Annotated in this window: 19 protein-coding genes; 16 read left to right on the forward strand and 3 right to left on the reverse strand. The window is 53.4% G+C overall.

The window, feature by feature from the left end; genetic code table 11:
- Positions 1–24: 24 nt before the first annotated feature.
- The 3 genes from rluD (at position 25) to clpB (ending at position 4,475) form a co-directional block, all read left to right on the forward strand.
- Positions 25–984, forward strand: a complete 960-nt coding sequence (gene rluD / locus U740_RS06425) for a 23S rRNA pseudouridine(1911/1915/1917) synthase RluD (RefSeq protein ID WP_036861489.1) — start codon at positions 25–27, stop codon at positions 982–984.
- A gap of 8 nt (positions 985–992) precedes the next feature.
- On the forward strand, positions 993–1,739 hold the full coding sequence (gene pgeF / locus U740_RS06430) for a peptidoglycan editing factor PgeF (protein WP_036859810.1): 747 nt from the start codon (positions 993–995) through the stop codon (positions 1,737–1,739).
- Between the two features lie 72 nt (positions 1,740–1,811).
- Complete coding sequence (clpB, locus tag U740_RS06435) at positions 1,812–4,475, forward strand: ATP-dependent chaperone ClpB (RefSeq protein ID WP_036859812.1); 2,664 nt, start codon at positions 1,812–1,814, stop codon at positions 4,473–4,475.
- An 85-nt stretch (positions 4,476–4,560) separates the two neighbouring features.
- Here clpB and U740_RS06440 read toward each other — a convergent pair whose 3' ends face one another.
- Positions 4,561–5,016 carry a DUF4124 domain-containing protein gene (locus U740_RS06440; protein WP_036859814.1) on the reverse strand — a complete coding sequence of 152 codons (456 nt, stop codon included), beginning with the start codon at positions 5,014–5,016 and terminating at the stop codon, positions 4,561–4,563.
- A 418-nt stretch (positions 5,017–5,434) separates the two neighbouring features.
- On the opposite strand from U740_RS06440, the gene U740_RS06445 reads away from it, so the two are divergent.
- The 13 genes from U740_RS06445 (at position 5,435) to U740_RS06505 (ending at position 18,361) form a co-directional block, all read left to right on the forward strand.
- Positions 5,435–7,174, forward strand: coding sequence for an acetolactate synthase 3 large subunit (locus U740_RS06445; RefSeq protein ID WP_036859815.1), 1,740 nt, complete (start codon positions 5,435–5,437; stop codon positions 7,172–7,174).
- Positions 7,174–7,665, forward strand: coding sequence for an acetolactate synthase small subunit (gene ilvN, locus U740_RS06450; RefSeq protein WP_036859816.1), 492 nt, complete (start codon positions 7,174–7,176; stop codon positions 7,663–7,665). The genes U740_RS06445 and ilvN overlap by 1 nt, the downstream gene beginning before the upstream one ends.
- Before the next feature lie 88 nt (positions 7,666–7,753).
- Positions 7,754–8,770: a ketol-acid reductoisomerase gene (gene ilvC / locus U740_RS06455; RefSeq protein WP_036859817.1), complete on the forward strand. Its 1,017-nt coding sequence runs from the start codon at positions 7,754–7,756 to the stop codon at positions 8,768–8,770.
- Positions 8,771–8,903: 133 nt separating this feature from the next.
- A complete protein-coding gene (pssA, locus tag U740_RS06460; protein WP_081890864.1) occupies positions 8,904–9,689 on the forward strand; it encodes a CDP-diacylglycerol--serine O-phosphatidyltransferase in 786 nt (261 codons plus the stop codon).
- A 320-nt stretch (positions 9,690–10,009) separates the two neighbouring features.
- Complete coding sequence (locus U740_RS06465) at positions 10,010–11,557, forward strand: 2-isopropylmalate synthase (RefSeq protein ID WP_036859819.1); 1,548 nt, start codon at positions 10,010–10,012, stop codon at positions 11,555–11,557.
- Positions 11,558–11,562: 5 nt separating this feature from the next.
- Positions 11,563–12,243 carry a hypothetical protein gene (locus U740_RS06470; RefSeq protein WP_036859821.1) on the forward strand — a complete coding sequence of 227 codons (681 nt, stop codon included), beginning with the start codon at positions 11,563–11,565 and terminating at the stop codon, positions 12,241–12,243.
- Positions 12,240–12,689, forward strand: a complete 450-nt coding sequence (rimI, locus tag U740_RS06475; RefSeq protein WP_051921257.1) for a ribosomal protein S18-alanine N-acetyltransferase — start codon at positions 12,240–12,242, stop codon at positions 12,687–12,689. Before U740_RS06470 ends, rimI begins: the two co-directional genes overlap by 4 nt.
- Positions 12,690–12,873: 184 nt before the next feature.
- A complete protein-coding gene (locus U740_RS06480; RefSeq protein WP_036859823.1) occupies positions 12,874–15,216 on the forward strand; it encodes a putative bifunctional diguanylate cyclase/phosphodiesterase in 2,343 nt (780 codons plus the stop codon).
- An 89-nt stretch (positions 15,217–15,305) separates the two neighbouring features.
- Positions 15,306–16,247, forward strand: coding sequence for a YbgA family protein (locus U740_RS06485; RefSeq protein WP_036859826.1), 942 nt, complete (start codon positions 15,306–15,308; stop codon positions 16,245–16,247).
- 17 nt (positions 16,248–16,264) lie between these two features.
- The gene (locus U740_RS06490) at positions 16,265–16,492 is read left to right on the forward strand and encodes a hypothetical protein (protein WP_152556798.1); all 228 of its coding nucleotides are present in this window, start codon (positions 16,265–16,267) and stop codon (positions 16,490–16,492) included.
- Positions 16,492–16,941: an NfeD family protein gene (locus U740_RS06495; RefSeq protein ID WP_036859829.1), complete on the forward strand. Its 450-nt coding sequence runs from the start codon at positions 16,492–16,494 to the stop codon at positions 16,939–16,941. The genes U740_RS06490 and U740_RS06495 overlap by 1 nt, the downstream gene beginning before the upstream one ends.
- 30 nt (positions 16,942–16,971) lie before the next feature.
- Entirely contained in the window at positions 16,972–17,850 is an 879-nt protein-coding gene (locus tag U740_RS06500) for an SPFH domain-containing protein (protein ID WP_235189825.1), read from the forward strand.
- Between the two features lie 109 nt (positions 17,851–17,959).
- Positions 17,960–18,361, forward strand: coding sequence for a YMGG-like glycine zipper-containing protein (locus U740_RS06505; protein WP_272980860.1), 402 nt, complete (start codon positions 17,960–17,962; stop codon positions 18,359–18,361).
- 30 nt (positions 18,362–18,391) lie between these two features.
- On the opposite strand, the gene U740_RS06510 is transcribed toward U740_RS06505, so the two are convergent.
- Together U740_RS06510 and U740_RS06515 are read right to left on the reverse strand one after the other, a co-directional pair.
- Positions 18,392–19,144: a hypothetical protein gene (locus U740_RS06510; protein ID WP_036859834.1), complete on the reverse strand. Its 753-nt coding sequence runs from the start codon at positions 19,142–19,144 to the stop codon at positions 18,392–18,394.
- Positions 19,134–21,554 carry a Lon protease family protein gene (locus U740_RS06515; protein WP_081890865.1) on the reverse strand — a complete coding sequence of 807 codons (2,421 nt, stop codon included), beginning with the start codon at positions 21,552–21,554 and terminating at the stop codon, positions 19,134–19,136. Before U740_RS06515 ends, U740_RS06510 begins: the two co-directional genes overlap by 11 nt.
- Positions 21,555–21,584: the final 30 nt, after the last annotated feature.

Raw genomic sequence — 21,584 nt, forward strand, 5'->3', positions numbered from 1 at the left:
GCCCCGGGCGGATTCAAAACTTCAATGACTGAACCTGTTGTTCTTAATGCGATTGTTCCGGAGACCGTTGGCGGCGCCCGGCTCGACCAGGTAGCTGCCGAATTGTTCAAGGGTTTTTCCCGTTCCCGTTTACAGCGATGGATCAAGGAGGGCGATCTACTGGTTGATGGCAAGTCCTGCCGCTCTCGGGACAAGCTGTTTGGCGGCGAGCAGCTGACAGTCAAGGCAACATTGGAGCCGGAGGGTGAGTGGTCGGCGGAGCCGATGAGCCTGGACATCATTTATGAGGATGAACACCTGCTGGTCATTAATAAACCGGCCGGGTTGGTCGTGCATCCCGCCGCTGGCAATTATCAGGGCACCCTGCTGAACGGGCTGATTCACCATCTGCCAGGCAATGAGAATATTCCCAGAGCCGGTATCGTGCACCGATTGGATAAGGACACCACCGGTCTTATGGTCGTCGCAAAAACGCTTGCTGCACATCAATCGCTGATTCGACAGCTGCAGGATAGATCGGTGAGTCGTGAGTATGAGGCAGTTGTGCCGGGTGTCATGACGGGTGGCGGAATGGTCAGCAAGCCATTGGGTCGGCATCCACAGGTGAGAACCAGAATGGCAGTACTGGATCATGGTGGCAAAGAGGCCATTACCCATTACCGGGTGATTGAGCGCTTTGCTGGCCATACCCACATTCGGTTAAAGCTGGAAACCGGACGGACGCATCAAATTCGGGTGCACATGGCTTCGATTGGTTACCCCCTGGTCGGTGATGCCACTTACGGGGGGCGTCTAAAGCTGCCGAAAGGGGCCTCCGACGAACTTCAGGATACCTTGCGGGCCTTCAAGCGTCAGGCATTACATGCGGCCAGGTTGGCCCTGATTCATCCGCAGACGGAAGCGTTGGTCGAATGGCAGGTAGAGGCTCCGCAAGACTTTATGCATCTGCTGGATGCACTTCGCTCCGATCATGAATCAGCCTGATTGATGCAATGTCCATCATCCTCCCCGATTGGCCCGCGCCCAACACTGTCAAGGCCGCTGTCAGCACGCGTCGAGGCGGTCTGTCTGCAGCTGCTTGGCGAAGTCTGAATCTGGCCTACCATGTGGGAGACAACGCTCAGTCTGTGGAGAAAAACTGGCAATTGTTGGGCTCGTTACTAAGGCTTCCTGCCGCGCCGCAGTTGCTGGAACAGGTTCATGGTGTCGATGTGGTCCATGCTCAGAGTGACGGCATTATTCGGTGCGCAGATGCCTGCTACAGCGATCAGCGGGCTGTGGTTTGTACCGTGATGACGGCCGATTGCCTGCCAATCCTGATCTGTGGCAGGGCCGGTGGCGAGGTGGCCGCTGTTCATGCGGGTTGGCGCGGGCTGGCTGGCGGTGTGGTAGCCAATGCGATTAGTCAATTTAAAAACCGTCCAGACCAGTTGCTGGCCTGGTTGGGTCCGGCCATCAGTCAACCCCACTTTGAAGTGGGCGAAGATGTCTATCGGGCTTTTCTGGCCAATACGCCAGGATGGGGTTCCAGGCAACAGGTTGATGCCTGCTTTCTCCGAACCAGGACTGACCGCTGGCAGGCGGACATTTTTTCACTTGCCCGACTGGCGCTGTCGGCATCCGGTATCACGGCCATTTTTGGCGGCGGGCAATGCACCTTTGCCGACCCCGAGTCGTTCTATTCCTATCGCCGCGATGGGCAGACCGGACGAATGGCCAGCCTGATCTGGATCAGTTAAACGCCAACCTCTTCTTGAATTCATCCACCCAGCCCCAATTATATGTTCTGACAAACATTATTGAGGTTGATTATGCGATTTGACCGTTTTACCAGTCATTTGCAAAGTGCGATATCCGATGCGCAATCGATGGCCGTTGGTCGCGACAATACGGCGCTTGAGCCTGTTCATCTGGTGCTGGCGATGTTGAGCCAGCAGGGTGGTGCCATCGGGCCCATGCTCAGTCAGGCGGGCTTTGATCTCGCCGGGTTGAAAGCTGCGCTCACGCATCAACTGGATCAGTTGCCCCGGGTCCAGACTCCGACGGGCGATATCGCTATTTCTCCCGAGCTGGGACGATTGTTCAATCTGGCAGACAAGCAGGCCCAGCAACAGGGGGATCAATATATTACCAGTGAGGCAGTGCTGTTGGCGGCCTTCGAGGATAAAGGAGACCTGGGCAAGTCTCTGGCCAAATTTGGCGACAAGAACAAACTGAAAGCGGTGGTGGAAAAAATTCGTGGAGGTGAAGCAGTGACAGACCCGGAAGCTGAAGGCAGTCGGCAGGCATTGGAAAAATATACCATTGATCTCACTGCCCGTGCCGAGCAGGGCAAACTGGACCCGGTCATTGGCCGGGATGACGAAATTCGCCGCACCATTCAGGTATTGCAGCGCCGTACCAAGAACAATCCGGTGCTGATCGGTGAGCCCGGTGTGGGTAAAACCGCCATTATTGAGGGTCTGGCGCAGCGGGTCGTGAATGGTGAGGTCCCTGAAGGGTTGAAGGACAAGCGCGTGCTATCACTCGATCTGGGTGCACTACTGGCTGGTGCCAAATTTCGCGGAGATTTTGAAGAGCGTCTCAAGGCGGTACTCAATGAGCTTGGCAAGCAGGAAGGCCGGATCATCCTGTTTATCGATGAGTTGCACACCATGGTGGGTGCGGGTAAAGCAGAGGGAGCCATGGATGCCGGTAATATGCTCAAGCCCGCCTTGGCGCGTGGCGAACTGCACTGCGTCGGTGCCACCACGCTGGATGAATATCGCAAGTACATCGAAAAAGATGCGGCGCTTGAACGGCGTTTTCAGAAAGTTCAGGTGGATGAGCCCAACGAAGAGGACACCATCGCCATTCTCCGTGGCTTGAAAGAGCGCTATGAAGTCCACCACGGGGTGGATATCACCGACTCTGCGATTGTCGCCGCTGCCAAATTGTCGCAACGCTACATCACTGATCGCCAGCTGCCGGACAAGGCCATCGACCTAGTTGATGAAGCCGCCAGCCGAATTCGCATGGAGATTGACTCCAAGCCAGAGGAAATGGATCGTCTTGAGCGCCGCCTGATTCAACTGAAAATGGAGCGCGAGGCAGTCAAAAAAGAAGAGGATGAAGCGTCCCGCAAGCGGCTGGAAAAAATCCAGAAGGATATTGAGTCAATCGGTAAGGAATATGCTGATCTAGACGAGATCTGGAAGGCCGAAAAAGCGGCTGTGCAGGGTTCCGCACAGATCAAGAGCGATCTCGAGCAGGCCCGCATTAATATGGATGCCGCCCGTCGTGCCGGTGACCTGACCAAAATGTCAGAGCTGCAATATGGCCGGATTCCAGAACTGGAAAAGCAGTTGGCTGCGGCCAGTGAAGCGGAGACCCGCGAGACGCATTTATTGCGCAACAAGGTGACCGAGGAAGAGATTGCCGAGGTGGTTTCCAAATGGACCGGCATCCCGGTTTCTAAAATGCTGGAGGGGGAGCGAGACAAGCTGTTGCGTATGGAAGATGCTCTGCACAAACGGGTGATCGGTCAGCAGGAAGCCGTGGTGGCGGTGTCCAATGCAGTACGCCGCAGTCGGGCCGGGTTGTCAGACCCCAACCGACCCAACGGTTCGTTCCTGTTTCTTGGCCCCACCGGGGTGGGCAAAACCGAGCTTTGCAAGGCGTTGGCCGAATTCCTGTTCGACAGTGTCGATGCCATGGTGCGCATTGATATGTCGGAGTTTATGGAGAAGCATTCGGTAGCAAGACTGGTGGGTGCTCCCCCCGGTTATGTGGGTTACGAAGAAGGTGGTTACCTGACCGAGGCGGTCAGGCGTCGTCCCTATTCGGTGCTGCTACTGGATGAGGTTGAAAAAGCACACCCCGACGTATTCAATATTTTGTTACAGGTGTTGGATGACGGTCGACTGACCGATGGTCAGGGACGCACGGTGGATTTTCGCAACACCGTGATTGTAATGACTTCCAACCTGGGGTCTGACCGGATTCAGGCGGTGGTGGAAGATCGCTCTTTCGATACCATCAGCTTTGATGAAGGTGCTGGCACGGATCTGTCGGACGACTCCACCACCAATGAAAACCGCTATCAGGCGATGAAAAATGCAGTGATGGATGTGGTGGAAGGCCATTTTAGGCCAGAATTTATCAACCGGATTGATGAAGTGGTGGTGTTTCACCCGCTGGGCAAAGGGCAGATTCGGGGTATTGCCGAAATTCAGCTCGGCCTCCTTAGAAAACGCCTACAGGATCGTGAGCTGTCGCTGGTTTTGTCGGATGAGGTGATGGACAAGATCTGTGAGGCGGGTTTTGACCCGGTCTACGGGGCCAGACCATTGAAAAGGGCGATACAACAATTACTGGAAAATCCTTTGGCGCAATCAGTACTGAGTGGCCAGTTTTCACCAGGGGATGAGATTACTGGGGACCTTGATGGGAGCGATGTCAGGTTTCACCGGACTCAGGGCCGTTCATCCGACTGAGGGTTTCCTGTTGTCTACAGGTCATCATGGATAATCTGCAACCAGCCCGAATCCGGGCTGGTTGCCACACCCAAACTCAAATCGGTTACTGGCAGTTATCCTGAATCATTGTTCGGGACTTTTCTATCCATTCATTTTGCTCTTCTGTACTGAGATAACGAACTTGATCAGTGTCCGGGTCTTTTACTCTCAGCCTGCTGCCCCTTTGCAGGTTTTCAAGGTTTTCTCTGGCTTTAATACAGTTTTCTCTGGCAAGGGCCACATCTTCGGCGGTTACCTCTTCAGATTTTTTGGTTTTCAGATCCGGGCTCTTCTCTGATCCGTTGCTTTCAGGTATTTGGTCAGGAGTTGTTGCAGTAACTTCTTTACCTTTGCCGGGTGTGGGTATTTTTATTATTTCAGCAGGTTGCTCTACGGGCGGTTTTTCAGAAAAGTGCCATGCTCCATCGGCATCCTGCCACTTGTAAACTTTTGCCGCGTGCAAAGGAAGACACAACGCCATTGTCAGCAGAGTGAGTACGAGGTTGTTGATACCTATCATGTCCGTGAACCTTTCATAAACCGTTTGAATCGGATAAACCCGTATTGATTTTTGTTTATCATAGCGGATTTGGCGGTCGCGTGTTGAGTACAAGCTAGCAGAACGGGGGCTATTTATGGGCGCGGATCACAACAACTGCTTGACGGGCTGGATCGGAGTAAATAAAGTACCGCTTCTGCGGGCATGCTAATTGTCCGCCAACTGGTTCCATACCAATCTGCCAAGTGAGCGTAAACAGCGTTCGCCAGGCGTCCAGACAGGTTTGTTTACCCACAGGCCTGACGCATCGAGTATCACGACCTTAGTCGTCGTCGGTAGCGTAATTGCACTTGCAGATCTGTGATGTCACAGCGTTTTGTTTGTTTCACCCTGGCGGAGGAACCGACTTTGTGGCTTGTTGATTTTGAGGATTTGCACAGTGGAACTACTGTCTGGCGGTGAAATAGTCATCCGCGCACTGAAAGATGCCGGCGTTAAATACATCTGGGGTTACCCCGGCGGCGCTGCGCTCCATATCTACGACGCCCTGTTCCAACAAACGGATGTACAGCATATCCTGGTTCGCCATGAGCAGGCCGCTGTTCATGCGGCGGACGGTCACTCCCGTTCTACCGGGGAGGTAGGTGCCGTGCTGGTCACCTCCGGTCCGGGTGCTACCAATGCCATTACCGGGATCGCTACCGCCTACATGGATTCCATACCTCTGGTGGTTATCTCCGGTCAGGTCCCGAGAGAGAAAATAGGTGAAGATGCCTTCCAGGAAACGGATATGGTGGGGATTTCCCGCCCTATCGTAAAGCACAGCTTTTTGGTCAAGGATGCCACCGAGATTGCCGGTGTCATTGCCAAGGCCTTCTATATCGCTGGCTCGGGCCGACCGGGCCCGGTTGTTGTCGATATCCCGAAGGATGTGACAGACCCCAATCACCGGGTGCCTTACGAATACCCTGAAAAAGTCAAAATCCGCTCTTACCAGCCCACCAGTAAGGGGCACTCCGGTCAGATCAAGCGGGCCATTAAAACACTGCTGGGGGCCAAGCGTCCGATTATCTACAGCGGTGGCGGGGTGATTCTGGGCGAGGCCTCCTCCCAATTAACGGAATTGGCACGGCTGATCAATGCGCCGGTTACCAATACTCTGATGGGCCTGGGTGCTTTCCCGGGCTCAGATCCCCAGTTTGTTGGCATGCTCGGTATGCACGGCACTTTTGAAGCCAATACGGCAATGCATCACGCCGATGTGATTCTGGCCGTCGGTGCTCGTTTTGATGATCGGGTAACCAACACAACCGGCAAGTTCTGCCCCTCTGCAACAATCATCCATATCGATGTGGATCCAACATCGATCGCCAAAACCATCAAGGCGGATATTCCGATTGTCGGTGCCTGCGATGTGGTGCTGCGGGAAATGGTTGATCAGCTGCAGGACAGTGGCAAGCGGCTGGATGATGAAGCGATGGCAGACTGGTGGAAGCAGATCAATGAATGGCGCGACCGTCACGGTATTTATACCCAGTCCCGCTATGAAGCCAGTGGCGGCAATATTATCAAGCCGCAGGACGTTATCAAGTCGTTGTATCGGGCCACCGGCGGCGACGCCTTTGTCACATCCGATGTGGGACAACACCAGATGTTCGCAGCCCAGTATTACCTGTTCGACCAGCCGCGCCGCTGGATCAACTCCGGTGGGCTTGGCACCATGGGTTTCGGCTTGCCTGCTGCCATGGGAGTGCAGCTGGCTCACCCCGATGCCATGGTGGCCTGTGTCACTGGAGAGGGTAGCATCCAGATGTGCATTCAGGAGTTGTCCACCTGTACCCAGTACGGGTTGCCGATCAAGATTATCAATCTGAATAACCAGGCGCTGGGCATGGTGCGTCAATGGCAGGATATGCAGTACAGCAGTCGTTACTCCTCCAGCCTCTACGAAGATTCACTGCCGGATTTCATCAAACTGGCTGAAGCCTATGGCCACGTGGGTATCAAGGTTACCCGGTTCGATGAGCTGGACCAGAAAATGGAAGAGTGTTTCAGTCTCAAGGATCGTGTTGTGTTTATGGACATTTACGTCGACCGTTCTGAGCATGTGTATCCCATGCTGGTAGCACCGAACGGTTCCATGCGTGATATGTGGTTGAGTAAGACGGAGCGCACCTGATGAGACGCATAATTTCAGTTTTGATGGAAAACGAACCGGGAGCGCTGTCGCGGGTGGTGGGTCTTTTTTCCCAGCGCGGTTATAACATTGATACATTGACAGTGGCCCCCACTGATGATCAGACGTTGTCGCGACTGACGTTGACGACCCACGGCAACGATCAGGTAATTGAACAGATTACCAAGCATCTCCACAAATTGATTGATGTGGTCAAGGTGGTGGATCTTACCGAAGGCCCGCATATTGAACGCGAGTTGATGCTTCTCAAGGTGAAGGCTTCCGGTCCGCAACGCGCCGAAATCAAGCGCTGCGTGGACATTTTTCGCGGGCAGATTATCGATGTGAGTGCCAATGCTTATACGGTACAGATTGTCGGTAACAGTGATAAACTCGACGCCTTCATTCAGGCGGTTGCAGGTGCGGAGATACTTGAGGTCGTGCGCTCCGGCGTATCCGGGTTGGCCCGGGGGGAAAAAGCACTGCGACTTTAAGCTCTTTTACGCAGAATGTCAGGGTGGCTAAAAATGACCATTCCGAGTTCCGTATTCTTTCAGATTAATAAATAAGACAGGTGAAAAAATGCAAGTTTATTACGATAAAGACTGTGATTTATCCATTATTCAGGGCATGAAAGTGGCCGTGATCGGTTATGGCTCCCAGGGGCACGCCCACGCTTTGAATCTGAAGGACTCAGGTGTGGATGTCACGGTGGGTCTGCGTCCCGGTTCACCCACTGCGGCGAAAGCGGAAAACGCCGGCCTGGCCGTCAAGAGTGTCCCCGATGCTGTTGCAGCGGCTGATCTGGTGATGATCCTGACACCCGACGAATTCCAGTCCCAGCTTTACAAAAATGAGATCGAACCCAATTTGAAGAAAGGCAGTACGCTGGCATTTGCGCACGGTTTCGCTATTCATTACAACCAGGTAGTACCTCGTGCGGATCTGGACGTGATCATGATCGCGCCCAAGGCGCCCGGCCACACTGTACGCAACGAGTTCACCAAGGGTGGTGGTATCCCCGATCTGGTGGCAATTTTCCAGGATGCGTCCGGTAAGGCCAAATCCGTGGCATTGTCCTATGCCTGCGGGGTTGGTGGTGGGCGCACCGGTATTATTGAAACAACGTTCAAGGACGAAACCGAAACAGACCTGTTCGGTGAGCAGGCAGTCCTCTGTGGAGGTTGCGTCGAACTGGTCAAGGCAGGCTTTGAAACACTGGTGGAAGCCGGGTATGAGCCTGAGATGGCCTATTTCGAATGTCTGCATGAGCTGAAGCTGATTGTCGATCTCATGTACGAAGGCGGTATTGCCAATATGAACTACTCGATTTCCAACAACGCTGAATACGGTGAGTACGTGACCGGCCCGGAAATTATCAATGAGCAGTCCCGTGCGGCCATGCGCAACGCCCTGAAGCGTATCCAGAATGGTGAATATGCCAAGATGTTTGTTGCGGAGGGCGCTACCAATTATCCTTCCATGACGGCCTACCGTCGCAATAATGCAGCCCATCAGATTGAGCAGGTTGGTGCCGGTCTGCGTGCGATGATGCCCTGGATTGCCGCCAACAAGCTGGTGGACAAAGAGAAAAACTAACGGGTCTGTTTCAGCCGAGAAAACCGCGCCCTGGCGCGGTTTTTTTGTTGCAGCCGTCGATTTTTAATAAGATGGTTTTTTCCGTAAAAACAACACACCATATACCACTGACAGTCAATGCTGAGGCGAAAAGATGACGGACAACGAAAAACAGGAAACGGTCCCTGAGAACACCGGTTCCGGGCAGGAAATGCCGGTCGGGAGCCCAGAGCCCGCACGCCATAGAGGCATCTATTTGCTTCCAAACCTGTTTACTACCGGCGCGCTTTTTAGTGGCTTCTATGCGATTCTGGCAGGGATGGACGGCAAGTTTCAGGCGGCCGCCATAGCCATTTTCGTTGCCATGATTTTTGATGGTCTGGACGGGCTTATCGCCAGAATGACCAATACGTCCAGCGAATTTGGGGTTCAGTACGATAGTCTTTCTGACATGGTGTCTTTTGGTGTGGCTCCCGCCATTGTCGTGTTTAGCTGGATGCTCGATGAAGTGGGCAGAATCGGCTGGGCCGCCGCCTTTATTTATGCATCCTGTGCGGCGTTTCGTCTGGCGCGCTTCAATACCCAGGTAGACCTGGTAGACAAGCGTTATTTTATTGGGATTGCCAGCCCGACAGGGGCAGCTCTGGTGGCAGCCATGGTGTGGAGCGGCTTTGATGCCGAGCCATCCACCGAGTTGGCACTGTTGGCCGCGTTGGTCACCGCTGTGGCGGGCCTGCTGATGGTATCAAATCTTCGTTACCGCAGTCTCAAAGGCCTGGACCTGAAGGGCAAAGTACCCTTTGTGGTGATTTTTGGCATCGCCATGGCGCTGGTCATTATTTTGATTGATCCACCTCGAATCCTGTTCCTGCTTGCTGTGGCGTATTCGTTGTCCGGGCCACTCGAGTGGCTGTGGCATAAAAAAAGCGAGCGGGGATAGGATAAGGGTGTCTCTGGTTCAGGGGCTGGGGGAAAGCAGTGGTTGGCAAAAAATGGAAAACCTGATTGAATAAACAGAGGGTTTCCAGGTCGGTCTTTAATGTGACCAAGAACGTGTATCACACAAGAACAGTGCAGCGACAGCAGGGTATCTTGCCCCACTGTGCCGTTACGCATGTGCTGCTCCTGCCCTGAGGGGCAACGATTCTTTTTCCGGTTTTACTAATTCCTGTTTGCAAATATCTCCCTCCGTGCGGAGAATTCGCGTAATTATTTTGTCCTGTCCCGAGGGATGGGGCGGATTATCTGGAGCAGCAAGTCATGGATAAACAACAGTTGGTAATTTTTGATACGACCTTGCGCGATGGTGAGCAAAGTCCGGGCGCTTCCATGACCAGGGAGGAGAAACTCCGAGTCGCCAAGGCGCTGGAGAAACTTCGAGTGGATGTTATTGAGGCGGGTTTTGCGGTATCGAGTCAGGGAGATTTTGAAGCCGTCAAATCCATAGCCGACACCATCAAAGATTCGACGGTATGCAGCTTGGCGCGGACTACCCACGTGGATATTGAGCGCGCGGCAGAGGCGTTGAAAAATGCCCGCTCGGCACGCATTCACACCTTTATCGCCACGTCCCCGATCCATATGAAATATAAATTGCAGATGACCCCTGATCAGGTGGTTGAGCAGGCAGTCTCCGCTGTGAAACTCGCCCGCAACAAGGTCGGTGATGTGGAATTTTCACTGGAGGATGCCAGTCGTTCTGAATTTGATTTTATGTGTCGTATCATCGAACAGGTGATCAATGCCGGTGCCCGCACGATCAACCTCCCCGATACGGTGGGTTACGGTTTTCCTGCGGAATATGCCGATACTATTGGCCGCCTGATTGCCGCAGTGCCGAATGCAGATAAGGCAATTTTTTCTGTACATTGCCACAATGACCTCGGTCTGGCGGTTGCCAACTCCCTCGCTGCCGTCATGCAAGGCGCAAGGCAGATCGAGTGCACCATTAATGGTTTGGGTGAGCGCGCCGGCAACGCTGCGCTGGAAGAAATTGTCATGGCAGTGCGCACCCGCAAGGATATCTTTCCGGTGGAGACTCACATTGATACTACGCAGATCGTCGCTACCTCACGCCTGGTATCTAGTATCACCGGATTCCCTGTTCAGCCGAACAAAGCCATCGTTGGTGCGAATGCATTTGCACACGAGTCGGGCATTCATCAGGACGGTGTGCTGAAATACCGTGAAACCTACGAAATTATGAAGGCACAGGATGTGGGCTGGAGTACCAACAAGATTGTACTGGGCAAGTTGTCCGGGCGAGCTGCGTTCTCTTCAAGGCTTGACGCGCTCGGTATTCAGTTCGACAGCAAGACAGTGATGAATGAAGCCTTTCTGCGATTTAAGGAATTGGCGGACAAGAAGCGTGAAATTTACGACGAGGATCTGCAGGCACTGGTTTCCGAAATACAGGTCAAGGAAGATGGTATTGAGCATATTATCCTGGGTGATCTGGCGGTAACGACCAAGACCGGGCAGCTGCCCAACGCGGCGTTAAGTCTGACCTACAAGGGTGAGCATTATCGCACGTCAGCGGATGGCGATGGCCCGGTGGATGCCGTGTTCAAGGCGATCGAAAAGCTGATCAATAGCCAGGCCGAACTCAAATTGTATCTGGTGAACGCTGTTACCGAGGGAACCGACTCTCAGGGCGAAGTCACTGTGAGGCTCGAAAAGGGGGGGCGTATCGTCAATGGACAGGGGGCCGATACCGATATTCTGGTGGCCAGTGCCAGAGCTTACCTGAATGCACTAAGTGTGCTGGAGAATCCCGACCGACTGCACCCGCAGTTGGGCGGGGTATAGCGTTGATGCCTGTATCCCGGGAGCTGCGTGACTGGTATCTCAGTACCCTGGGTGTTGTACAGTATCGGCCCAGAGATACTGAGCCCGTTGCGCTGGATCTTCATTTGGAAACCGTCACAGAAGTGGCAAATACCGTCCCGCCTGAAGTTATCGTTGCCCTGCCAGAGAACCCCGAATTGCCGGGGGCCGAAAACGAACTGACGGATTTGCAAGAGGAGCAGATCGGCAGTTTCCGGCTGGCTTGCTGGCAACCCAGCGATGACTTACTGGTTATCAACGGGTTGGCGCCGGGCAGCGTACCCCTTCAGGAGGAATCCGGTCTGCTTGCCAATATAATCCGGGCAATTGGTCGTCTCGGTGATGTACTTACATCGCCCCAATTGATTGACTGGCCCCCTTCTACGGCAGATCAAACCGACAGATCAGGCGCAGAGGAGATGCTGTCAGTGTTCGTGGAAGCCCGTGTCAAAAAGCAGGGTGTGCTTTGGGTTTTGTTGATGGGTGAATTGCCTTCAGCGCTGCTGCTGCCCTCAAGGTCAGTCTGCTCACTATCTGTGGGTCAGATGGAAGAATTACCCGGAGGTGCCCGGGCTATCGTCACCCCAAGTCTACAGGAGTTACTAAATACTCCCGAGCTTAAAAGCGAAACCTGGCGAGCCATTCGGGTGATGAGCCATCAACCATGATCCCTCTGATTCGCAACATGCTGGCCGCTGACCTGCCGTTGATCGCAGCCATTGAGCAACAGGTGACGCCCCATCCCTGGCGTGAATCCCAGTTCAGGGAGAGCCTCGATAAACACCAGTGCCTGACCATGGTCCTGCAGAACCAGTTGGTGGGTTATGCCGTTTATACGATTGTGCTCGGCGAAGCAGAGATTCTGAATATTGCGATAGGGCGGGATTACCAGGGGCGGGGTTACGGCCGACGATTTCTCAATCACCTGATTGACCTGATGACTGACCGGGCTGAACGATTGTTTCTCGAGGTTCGTGTCACGAATGAGCCGGCTGTGGCGCTGTATCAGGACGTGGGTCTGGTGGAAATCTGCCTGCGCAAAAACTATTACCAGAACGATACCGGACAGGAAGATGCCATTGTTATGGCAATGGATTTCACTGGTTTTCAGTGAGTGCCAGTCTCGTTGAATGTCTAATCTGTTACTTGGTTCCCTTTAAAAATGTGAACTGGTTCACATAATCGGTATTATCAGTGCCGTTTTATGCCCGTTCGTCGCCAATTTTCATACTTGCGACCCTCTCTCAGCTGCAGACTCCATAAAATAATCATGTCGATTGATAAGGAAGTAGCCTGTTATGGAAACGATGCCAGATGAGGCGGTACAAGCTGCCAAATTTGAAGTGGCAAAGCTGCTGTTGGAAAGACTCCCATTCTTTCTGGTAGTCACCTCTGGATTTTGTCTGATACAGATTTTTACCTGGGGCGGGATTTCAACCTATTGGCCGGCCGGATTGTGGATCCTTTACAGTCTGGGAGTCATTGTGCCCGGTTGGCTGCTCATCCGAAGATTGTCTGTGACGTATGCGGTAGTTGGGATTAACCAGAAACTGGTTGAAGACATTAATAATCTGGCTATTGTCCTGGCTTTCATGACGGGACTGATATGGGCCTTCGACAGTTTTGTTCAGTTTTATCTCAGGGAACCAAATCAATGGCTTTATGTGTCCGCGTTAGCGGCTATTGCCGTGATCAGCGCAGGACTGCTCAGCTATAACCTCAAAGCTGCCCTGCTCGGGGCGGTGGTTATATTGCTGCCCTTGCTGATCGAGGTCTCAATCGCGGGCAGTGGGGCCAATCTGTACTTTATGTGTTTTGTAGCAGGTACCGTTGCCGTATTGTACTTCGGTTTGCGCCAACAACAGCGGACCCTGGAAAAAAACATCGCGCTTCGAAGCGAGGCTGAGGCGCTGCTTAAACAGCAGGAAGCGACCAGCTACCTGCTTGAGCAGCACTGGCAAAATGCCCCGCTACCGGCCATTCAGTGGGATCGTCAGCAGCGGATAACTGGCTGGAATATCAGTGCTGAAGAGCTGTTCGGTTATCCTGTAGCAGAGGTGTCGGGTCGTCAGGGAGATTTTCTGGTACCACCGGGATCGCGGGAATCGTTTCGCGATATGTGGCAGGCCCTGATACAAAAGGAAGAGCAGGGTTATTACGCTGTGCGGGAAGTTGTCGACAGGAACGGACAGATAAAAATATGCGAGTGGCATAACACGCCGCTGACAAAAGACGGCAAGCTTATCGGTGTTGCCTCCTTCATCAAGGACGTGACCTCCCAGATTGAGGACCGGGAGACCATCAAACGGCAGGCGAACTACGATAACCTGACCGCGCTGCCGAACCGCAGCTGCATGATGAGTGAACTGGATGCTGCAATCTCACGGTCTAAGCGAAACAATCAATTCGGCGCTGTTATTTTCCTCGATCTCGATAATTTTAAAGATATCAATGACACCCAGGGGCATCATGTGGGTGACATGGTGTTGCAGTTTTTTGCCGAGTTATTGCGGCAGGCCGTTCGTAAGGAAGACGTGGTCGCCCGCTTTGGTGGTGATGAGTTTGTAGTGCTGATACAGGATCTTGGCACAAAGGCGACCAAAGCACGGGCCAGAGTGCTTTCTATTGCAGATAAAATCATGGAGCTGGGTAAAACAGTCTGCAAGCAGCGGGGGCTGGAATACGAGATTGACGTCAGTGGCGGTATCGTGCTGTTTCAGGGTGATCGCTATTCACCAAATGACCTTTTAAAGCAGGCCGATCTGGCAATGTATCGGGTGAAAAACTTTGGGCGAAAAGGGTTCAGTTTCTATGATGAATCTCTCGCGGTCGAGGCGGAATACCGGGTTAGCCTGATTCGCGAGCTGCGTCAGGGTGTCGAAAACAAGGAATTTGATTTGCACTTTCAGCCTATCGTCAACACCGGTGGCGATATTGTATGTGCTGAATCACTGCTTCGCTGGAACCGCCCCTCAGAGCGTATTGTGGCAGCCAGCGAATTTATCGAGTTCATGGCAACGTTGCCGATGATGAACGAAGTAGGCCTGTGGATTTTCGAAAGTGCATGCGCCAATCTTCGCCAATGGATTGATGAAGAGCTTTGGTCAAAAGACGGGGTACTATTCGTGAACATCAGTCCGAAGCAGTTGGAAAATGAGCATTTCGCAGCCGATATACGGAAGCTGATCAGTCGATATGCCATTGACCCCCATCAACTGGTGCTGGAGATTACCGAGGAAAGCCTGATTCATAATCTTGATGAGGTCGAGGGCCAGCTCCAGGATTTACTGGACCTTGGTCTGCGGATTGCACTGGATGATTTTGGCACCGGCTATTCCTCGCTGGCGATGTTACAGAAGTTGCCAGTGCACTTTGTCAAACTGGACCGGAGCTTTATTAACGATCTGGCTTCCTCGGAGAACACCTATTCCATTGTTAAAGCGGTTATCAAACTCTGTCAGATCATGTCCCTCGATGTGATCGCCGAAGGGGTTGAGACAGAAGAGCAATACCGTATTCTCGCCGATCTGGGCTGTGAGTACTTCCAAGGTTACTATTTCAGCAAACCTGTTGATTCCGGGCAATTCAGGTCGTTGGTCCGGTCTGCATCTGAGGATGCCCTGTTGCGTCTGGTTAACTAGATTGACTGGCGCATCAACTGTAGCGGTAAAGCGTGCACTGAATGACCGGGAACCGGTATAGTCATGGAGCATTTTTTACGAGGTGAACTGTGGACAAAATTCCGGTGGGGATCAGTGCCTGCCTGATGGGTGATGAGGTGCGCTATAACGGTGGTCACAAACGGGATGCCTATATCAATGGGACTCTGGCGGGCCACTTCAGTTTTCATCGATTCTGTCCGGAAGTCGGTATTGGTCTTGGAGTACCCAGGCCCACACTCAGGCTGATTGCCACAGATGATGATGCCAGGGCTGTGCGCACAGAGGACCAGGCGTTTGATGTCACCGAGCAGCTGGTGGGCTACAGTCGGGAACAGTTTGCCGAGATCAGTCAGTTATCCGGGCTCATCCTAAAGCGGGATTCACCCAGTTGTGGCATGGCGAGAGTCAAGGTGTATGGCGCAAACGGGGCCAGGCCAGAAGGTCGCGGAGTATTTGCCCGCACGGTGATGGATAAGTTTCCCTGTCTGCCGGTTGAGGAAGAAGGCCGGCTGGGGGACCCGAGGTTGCGGGAGAACTTTATTCAGCGGGTGTTTATTTATCATCGCTGGCGATCTGACTACTACCCGGTGCCCAGTGTACAGAAACTCACAGATTTTCATGCCCGACACAAGCTGATATTCATGAGTCACGACCAGAATCAGTGTCGGGAACTGGGCCGTCTCGCGGCGCTTGCCCGCCCTGATACCCTGAACGCAGTTGCTGCGGATTACCTGTCACTGGCCATGGACAATCTGAAAAAAATCGCCACGCGTAAAAATCATTTGAATGTCCTGCAGCATATTCAGGGATATCTGAAAAAGCAGCTCGATACCGCAGACAAACAGGAACTGATTGAAATATTCGAACGCTTCGAACAAGGTGAGTTGCCATTGATCGTGCCTGTCACACTCCTGCAACACCACTTTCGAAAAGCTCCGGACGAGTATATCAATCGGTCCTGGTACCTGAACCCCTACCCGGCAGAATTGCGCTTGATGAATCTGCTATAAAATCGGGAAGTATGATCATGAGCAACAGTAAACCATTGAAAATTCCCTATCGCCTGATCCTGCTGGATCTGGTGGGTGCCGTGCTGGCGGCAATAGGTATCCTGCAGCTGATTGGCGGTGGCGGTGTTGCTGCCTGGGTCATGACAGTTGTGGGTTTTTTGTTGATGATGCCTCTGGTACTGGCGATTTTTCGTTTACTGGCATCCCCGGGGTCCAAACAGAATGACCATCGAGGAGATCGTTAATGGAAGTTGTCTACTGGCACTGGCTGGTGTTGGGTATTCTGCTGGTGATACTGGAGATCGTAGTACCCAGTTTCACTATCCTCTGGTTTGGTCTCGGCGCGGTTGTGGTGGGTGTGCTGTTGTGGCTGGTGCCGCAATTGCCGATCGTTGGCCAGCTATTGGTCTGGATTCTCGCTTCCGGCGGTTTCGCGCTGTTCTGGTTTAAATACCTGAAACCGCGAATGGTGGATAAAACCCTGGCCGGACTCTCCAGAGAGGCTGCCATTGGTGAGTCGGGCCGTGTCATAAAACTGCCGGTTGAAGACGGCCGCGGGGTGGTGCGTTTTACCACGCCGCTGCTCGGTGCCGATGAATGGGAGTTCATCTGCGACCAGACGTTATCACTGGGTGACCGGGTGTTCGTCAAGGAGTTTTCCGGTAATACCCTGGTGGTGGTGAAACTCGATTGAGTAACTGACCGGAATCGACCGGTTTTTGGAATGTTAACTTTTTTTGGAGTGAGTGGCATGGGCGGCACAGTTGTTGTTTTGGCAGTTTTGGTACTGCTGGTTATTACCGTTGGACTGGGTGTCCGGATTGTGCCCCAGGGGAGCAAACATGTGGTTCAACGGCTGGGCAAGTTTCACAAAATACTGCCGCCGGGGCTGAATATCATTATTCCCTATATCGATACCGTGGCCCACCGGGTTTCCACCAAAGATATCGTACTGGATATTCCCTCGCAGGAGGTTATCACCAAGGATAATGTGGTTATCGTTGCCAATGCCGTGGCCTATATCAATATCGTGGCACCGGAAAAGGCCGTCTACGGGGTCGAGGACTATGAACTGGCGATTCGCAACCTGGTTCAGACATCACTGCGTTCCATTGTCGGCGAGATGGATCTGGATGATGCTCTCTCCTCCAGAGACCAGATCAAGGCCAAGTTGAAAACCTCCATATCCGACGATATTTCCGACTGGGGTATTGTAATGAAAACGGTGGAAATTCAGGATATCAATCCCTCCGGAACCATGCAGCAGGCCATGGAAGAGCAGGCAGCCGCCGAGCGCCAGCGCCGTGCCACAGTGACCCGCGCCGACGGCGAGAAAACCGCGGCCATTCTCGAAGCCGAGGGCCGGCTGGAGGCGTCTCGACGGGATGCCGAGGCCAAGGTCGTACTGGCAACAGCCACACAGGAAGCGATCGAGAAAGTGACCGCAGGTATTCAGGACAAGGAGCTACCAGCGGTTTATTTGCTGGGCGAAAAATACGTTGAGGCGATGCGTGAGCTGGCCGTCTCAGAGAATGCCAAGCTGGTATTGTTGCCGGGTGATATTCCCGCTGCGGTCAGAGGACTGATGAGTACGACGAAATAGTCCCGTTGAGTTAATGGGAAACGGGTTTCTGTCAACCGATTCGGCGCAAAAACGTTTTGTACGGGTAAGGTTCAAACCTCTGCCATAGGCGCTGACGGGAGAAATGACTTTGGATAACAGGACATTGATGTTGCGACTACCACTCATTTTACTGTTGTCCATCATGGCAGCGGGTTGTAGCAGTCAGCGCCAATCCGGTTACGGTGCAACGGACGGTATTATTATCGATACTCAGGGCGTAGACATGTCCTATTACCACGCGGACCTTGCCGATTGCCAGCGCTATGCTGCCGAGGTGCCTGTGGCGGAGCGAACGGCAACCTCCGCAGCAGGTGGCGCGGTGGTTGGCGGTGTTGTCGGGGCCATCGTTGGTGATTCCGGCACAGCCAAGAAAGGGGCCGGTGTCGGGGCTGTCACCGGTGCTATCAAGGGTGTGTCATCCGGTAGCGCTGAACGCAAACGCGTGGTCAAGAACTGTCTGCGGGGCCGTGGTTACCGGGTACTGAATTAGCTGCCAGGAATTATTGATGTGGCGAATCCATCAGGCAATCAGCATCAAGGGGTAAGGCAGTAAATCGGGTAGGTCGGCCAACTCCGTGGCCGACAGCTGTTCGAAGTTCATTTTTGACATCATGATCAGTGATCCTGCCGGTAGCCGCAGGCACGGTAAATCTCCAGGATGAATGGATTCGACCCGTTGAAAGTGCACTCTAACGCCATCAACCGGCAGCTGGTCAGCAATCTCAGGTGGCAGTGCTGTTTCGCTCAACAGGGTGACATCCGATACCATTCCGTTGACTGCTAACCGTCTCACCACCTCCAACGCCCGATGAAACTGTGGGGACGCGTCGTAAACCAGTACCAGTGGTTGGCTGGGTCGCGAGGATAGCCCTGGTGGGTGATGTCTGGTCGAAGTGCGGATTCGTCCCGGAAAATAAATATCGTACCCCTCGTGGGATAATGCACACGGCGCCAGCATCCCGCTCTCAATATGGAAGGTGCAGGCCACTTTCTGCTGTGAAGACAACTGCTCCAGTAGCTGCTGTGCTCTGGATGACGCCATTCGGCTGGATCTGATCATGGCCTCTCGCCCCAACAGCCGCTCTTCGCCCGAAAGGCTGGAAATTTCTCGGGCAAAGGGCAACCCCGCCACGGCCAGCAATCGACTGTCCTCTATATACAGGCCGGCAAGTGATGCGTTTAGCCATCTCGCCATGGTCACCAGTGACAACAGGCTGGCCTCGGTGATGCTCAGCGCATCCAGCGCGATTAAAATTCTGCGCTCAGCTTGCACTGTCATCCCCTTGCGTATGATCGACCGAAAATTTTCGGGCGACTTGTATCCAAGCTTCAATCTTTGCCATCACCTTGCCGTTTACGGAGTCAGTCGGGTACTCATCCTTATCATCGAGTTCACCCGCAGGCAGTCCCATGAGTAGCGTGAGGGCCTCATCAATCGTGGAAATGGCATAGATCTGAAACGCGCCCCGTTTGACGGCATCGATCACGCGCTCTTCCAGCATCAGGTGCTGGGTATTGGCGGCGGGCATCACCACCCCCTGGTCACCGGTCAGCCCGCGGGCATTGCAAATATCGTAAAAGCCCTCGATTTTCTGGTTGATACCGCCAATTGCCTGAACCTGTCCATGTTGGTTAATCGACCCGGTCACCGCGAGGGATTGTTTGATCGGGATGTCGGCTATTGCCGAGAGCAATACAGTGATTTCCGCCACAGAGGCGCTGTCGCCTTCAATCCCGCCATAGGATTGTTCAAAGACCAGACTGGCGGAGACCGGTAGCGGTCGGTCTCTGGCATAGCGATTGGCGATAAAGGCAGAGAGAATTAACACGGCTTTCGAGTGAATATTGCCGCCCAGTTTTACCTCGCGCTCGATATCCAGTACTTTGCCGTGTCCGAGCCGCGCCTGGGCAGTAATGCGGGTGGGACGGCCAAATGCGTACTCACCGAGCTGGTAGACAGAGAGCCCGTTGATCTGGGCCACGTGCTCGCCGCGGGTGTCCACTAACTGTATTTCCCTGAGGATGCTCTCGTGGACCCGCTCTCTGAATTGGTCCATCCGTCTGGAGGCTGCCTCTATGGCAGCCTGAACGTGCACGATGCCAATCTTTTCTGCATTCGACTGACCGGCAAAATAGTCACTTTCACAGAGCAGGTCCGTGAGGAGGTTGAGATGCAGGGGTAGTTTCTGGGCGTCTTCAAGCAGACGGGAGCCCTGCTCAATTACCCGCGCCACGGCACTCTGATCGAGTGGCCGAATTCCCTTGCGATGTTGCAGTGAGGCGATCAATCGGGCGTAACCCAGCGTATTGGTATCGGTGCGGGGTAACTCCTCGGACAGGTCGGCTGGAACTTTAAAGAGCAGGTTGAAATCCGGATCGTAGGCCTGCAGCAGGTAGTACACGGTTCTGTCACCCAGCAGGATAACCTTGATGTCCAGCGGTACCGGTTCCGGCTCGAGTGATTTGGTGCTCACCAGGCTGAGCAACTGGTCAATCGACTCGATCCGCGCTTCCCGGGACTGTAGTGCGCGTTTGAGCGCATCCCAGGCAAAGGGGTTGGTGAGGACCTTAACGGCATCCAGTAGTAGATAGCCCCCGTTGGCGCGGTGTAGTGCACCGCCTTTTATCAGGGTGAAGTCGGTGGTCAGAGTGCCGTATTGCGCTTCGTGTTCGACCCGGCCCAGCAGGTTGCTCAGGGACGGGTTGTTTTCATAGACGATGGGCGCCGTGCAGGCCCCACCGTTATCCACCAATACATTGACTCTGTACATCGGGAATTCGTGTATCCGGTTTTTCAGGTTTTCGGGGACGCTGGACCGTTCTTCCTCTTCACGGAATGCATCCACATTTTCAATCACATCCTGTTTCACCAGAGCGAGGAACTCGACCACATCGGGGTAATCGGCGTAGCGGTTTTGCAGTTCTCTGAATATCTGTCCCACCGCATTCTGGACGATGGACTGATTCAGTTTTTTGAATTGCTCCCGGCTTGCCTTCACCCACATAGGCATTTTTTGCACAAGCCCTTTCAGTTCTTCCTTAAGCTCGTTAATTTTCTGCTCGATGGCAGTTTTTTCATCGTCGCTCAGGGCTTCAAATTCTTCCGAGGTAATGATTTTGTCATTGACCAGCGGTGCGAGTGTGTAGCCAGAAGGTGTTTCGAGCATTGAGATATTTCTTGCTTTCGCTTTTTCTTTTAACTCTGAAAATGCCTGTCGTTCCTGATCGTTGAAGGCATCGCTAATGTCGTTAAGCCTTGCTTTGTATTCCGCACTTTGAAATACGCCGGGTATGGTGACCAGCAAATCTTCAATGCATTGCTCCATATCCTTGCGTAACTGTCGTGCCAGGCCACAGGGCAGCCTTAACACTTTTGGTTGATGGGGTGCACTAAAGTTATTGACGTAGCACCAGTCGCTCGGCTTCGGCCGGTCAAATGTCTGTTGGTGCAGAAAATCCTGCAACATCTCGTGTTTACCCATGCCGGAAGAGCCCAGCACGTAGATGTTGTAACCTTCGTGGCGGATTCCCAGCCCGAAGCGCAGGGCGTCAAGGGCGCGATCCTGTCCATAGTAATTGTCGAGGTGCTCGAGTTCAGTCGTATCACCGAAGGGCAGGGTGGCTGGATCACAATGCCGATAGAGACTATCGGCGGGTAAAGGCAGAGGCTGTTTGTTATTCACTGATTACTCTCTGTTGCGTCAAATCAAATG

It is taken from the genome of Porticoccus hydrocarbonoclasticus MCTG13d, assembly GCF_000744735.1.
Classification (GTDB): Bacteria; Pseudomonadota; Gammaproteobacteria; order Pseudomonadales; family Porticoccaceae; genus Porticoccus; species Porticoccus hydrocarbonoclasticus.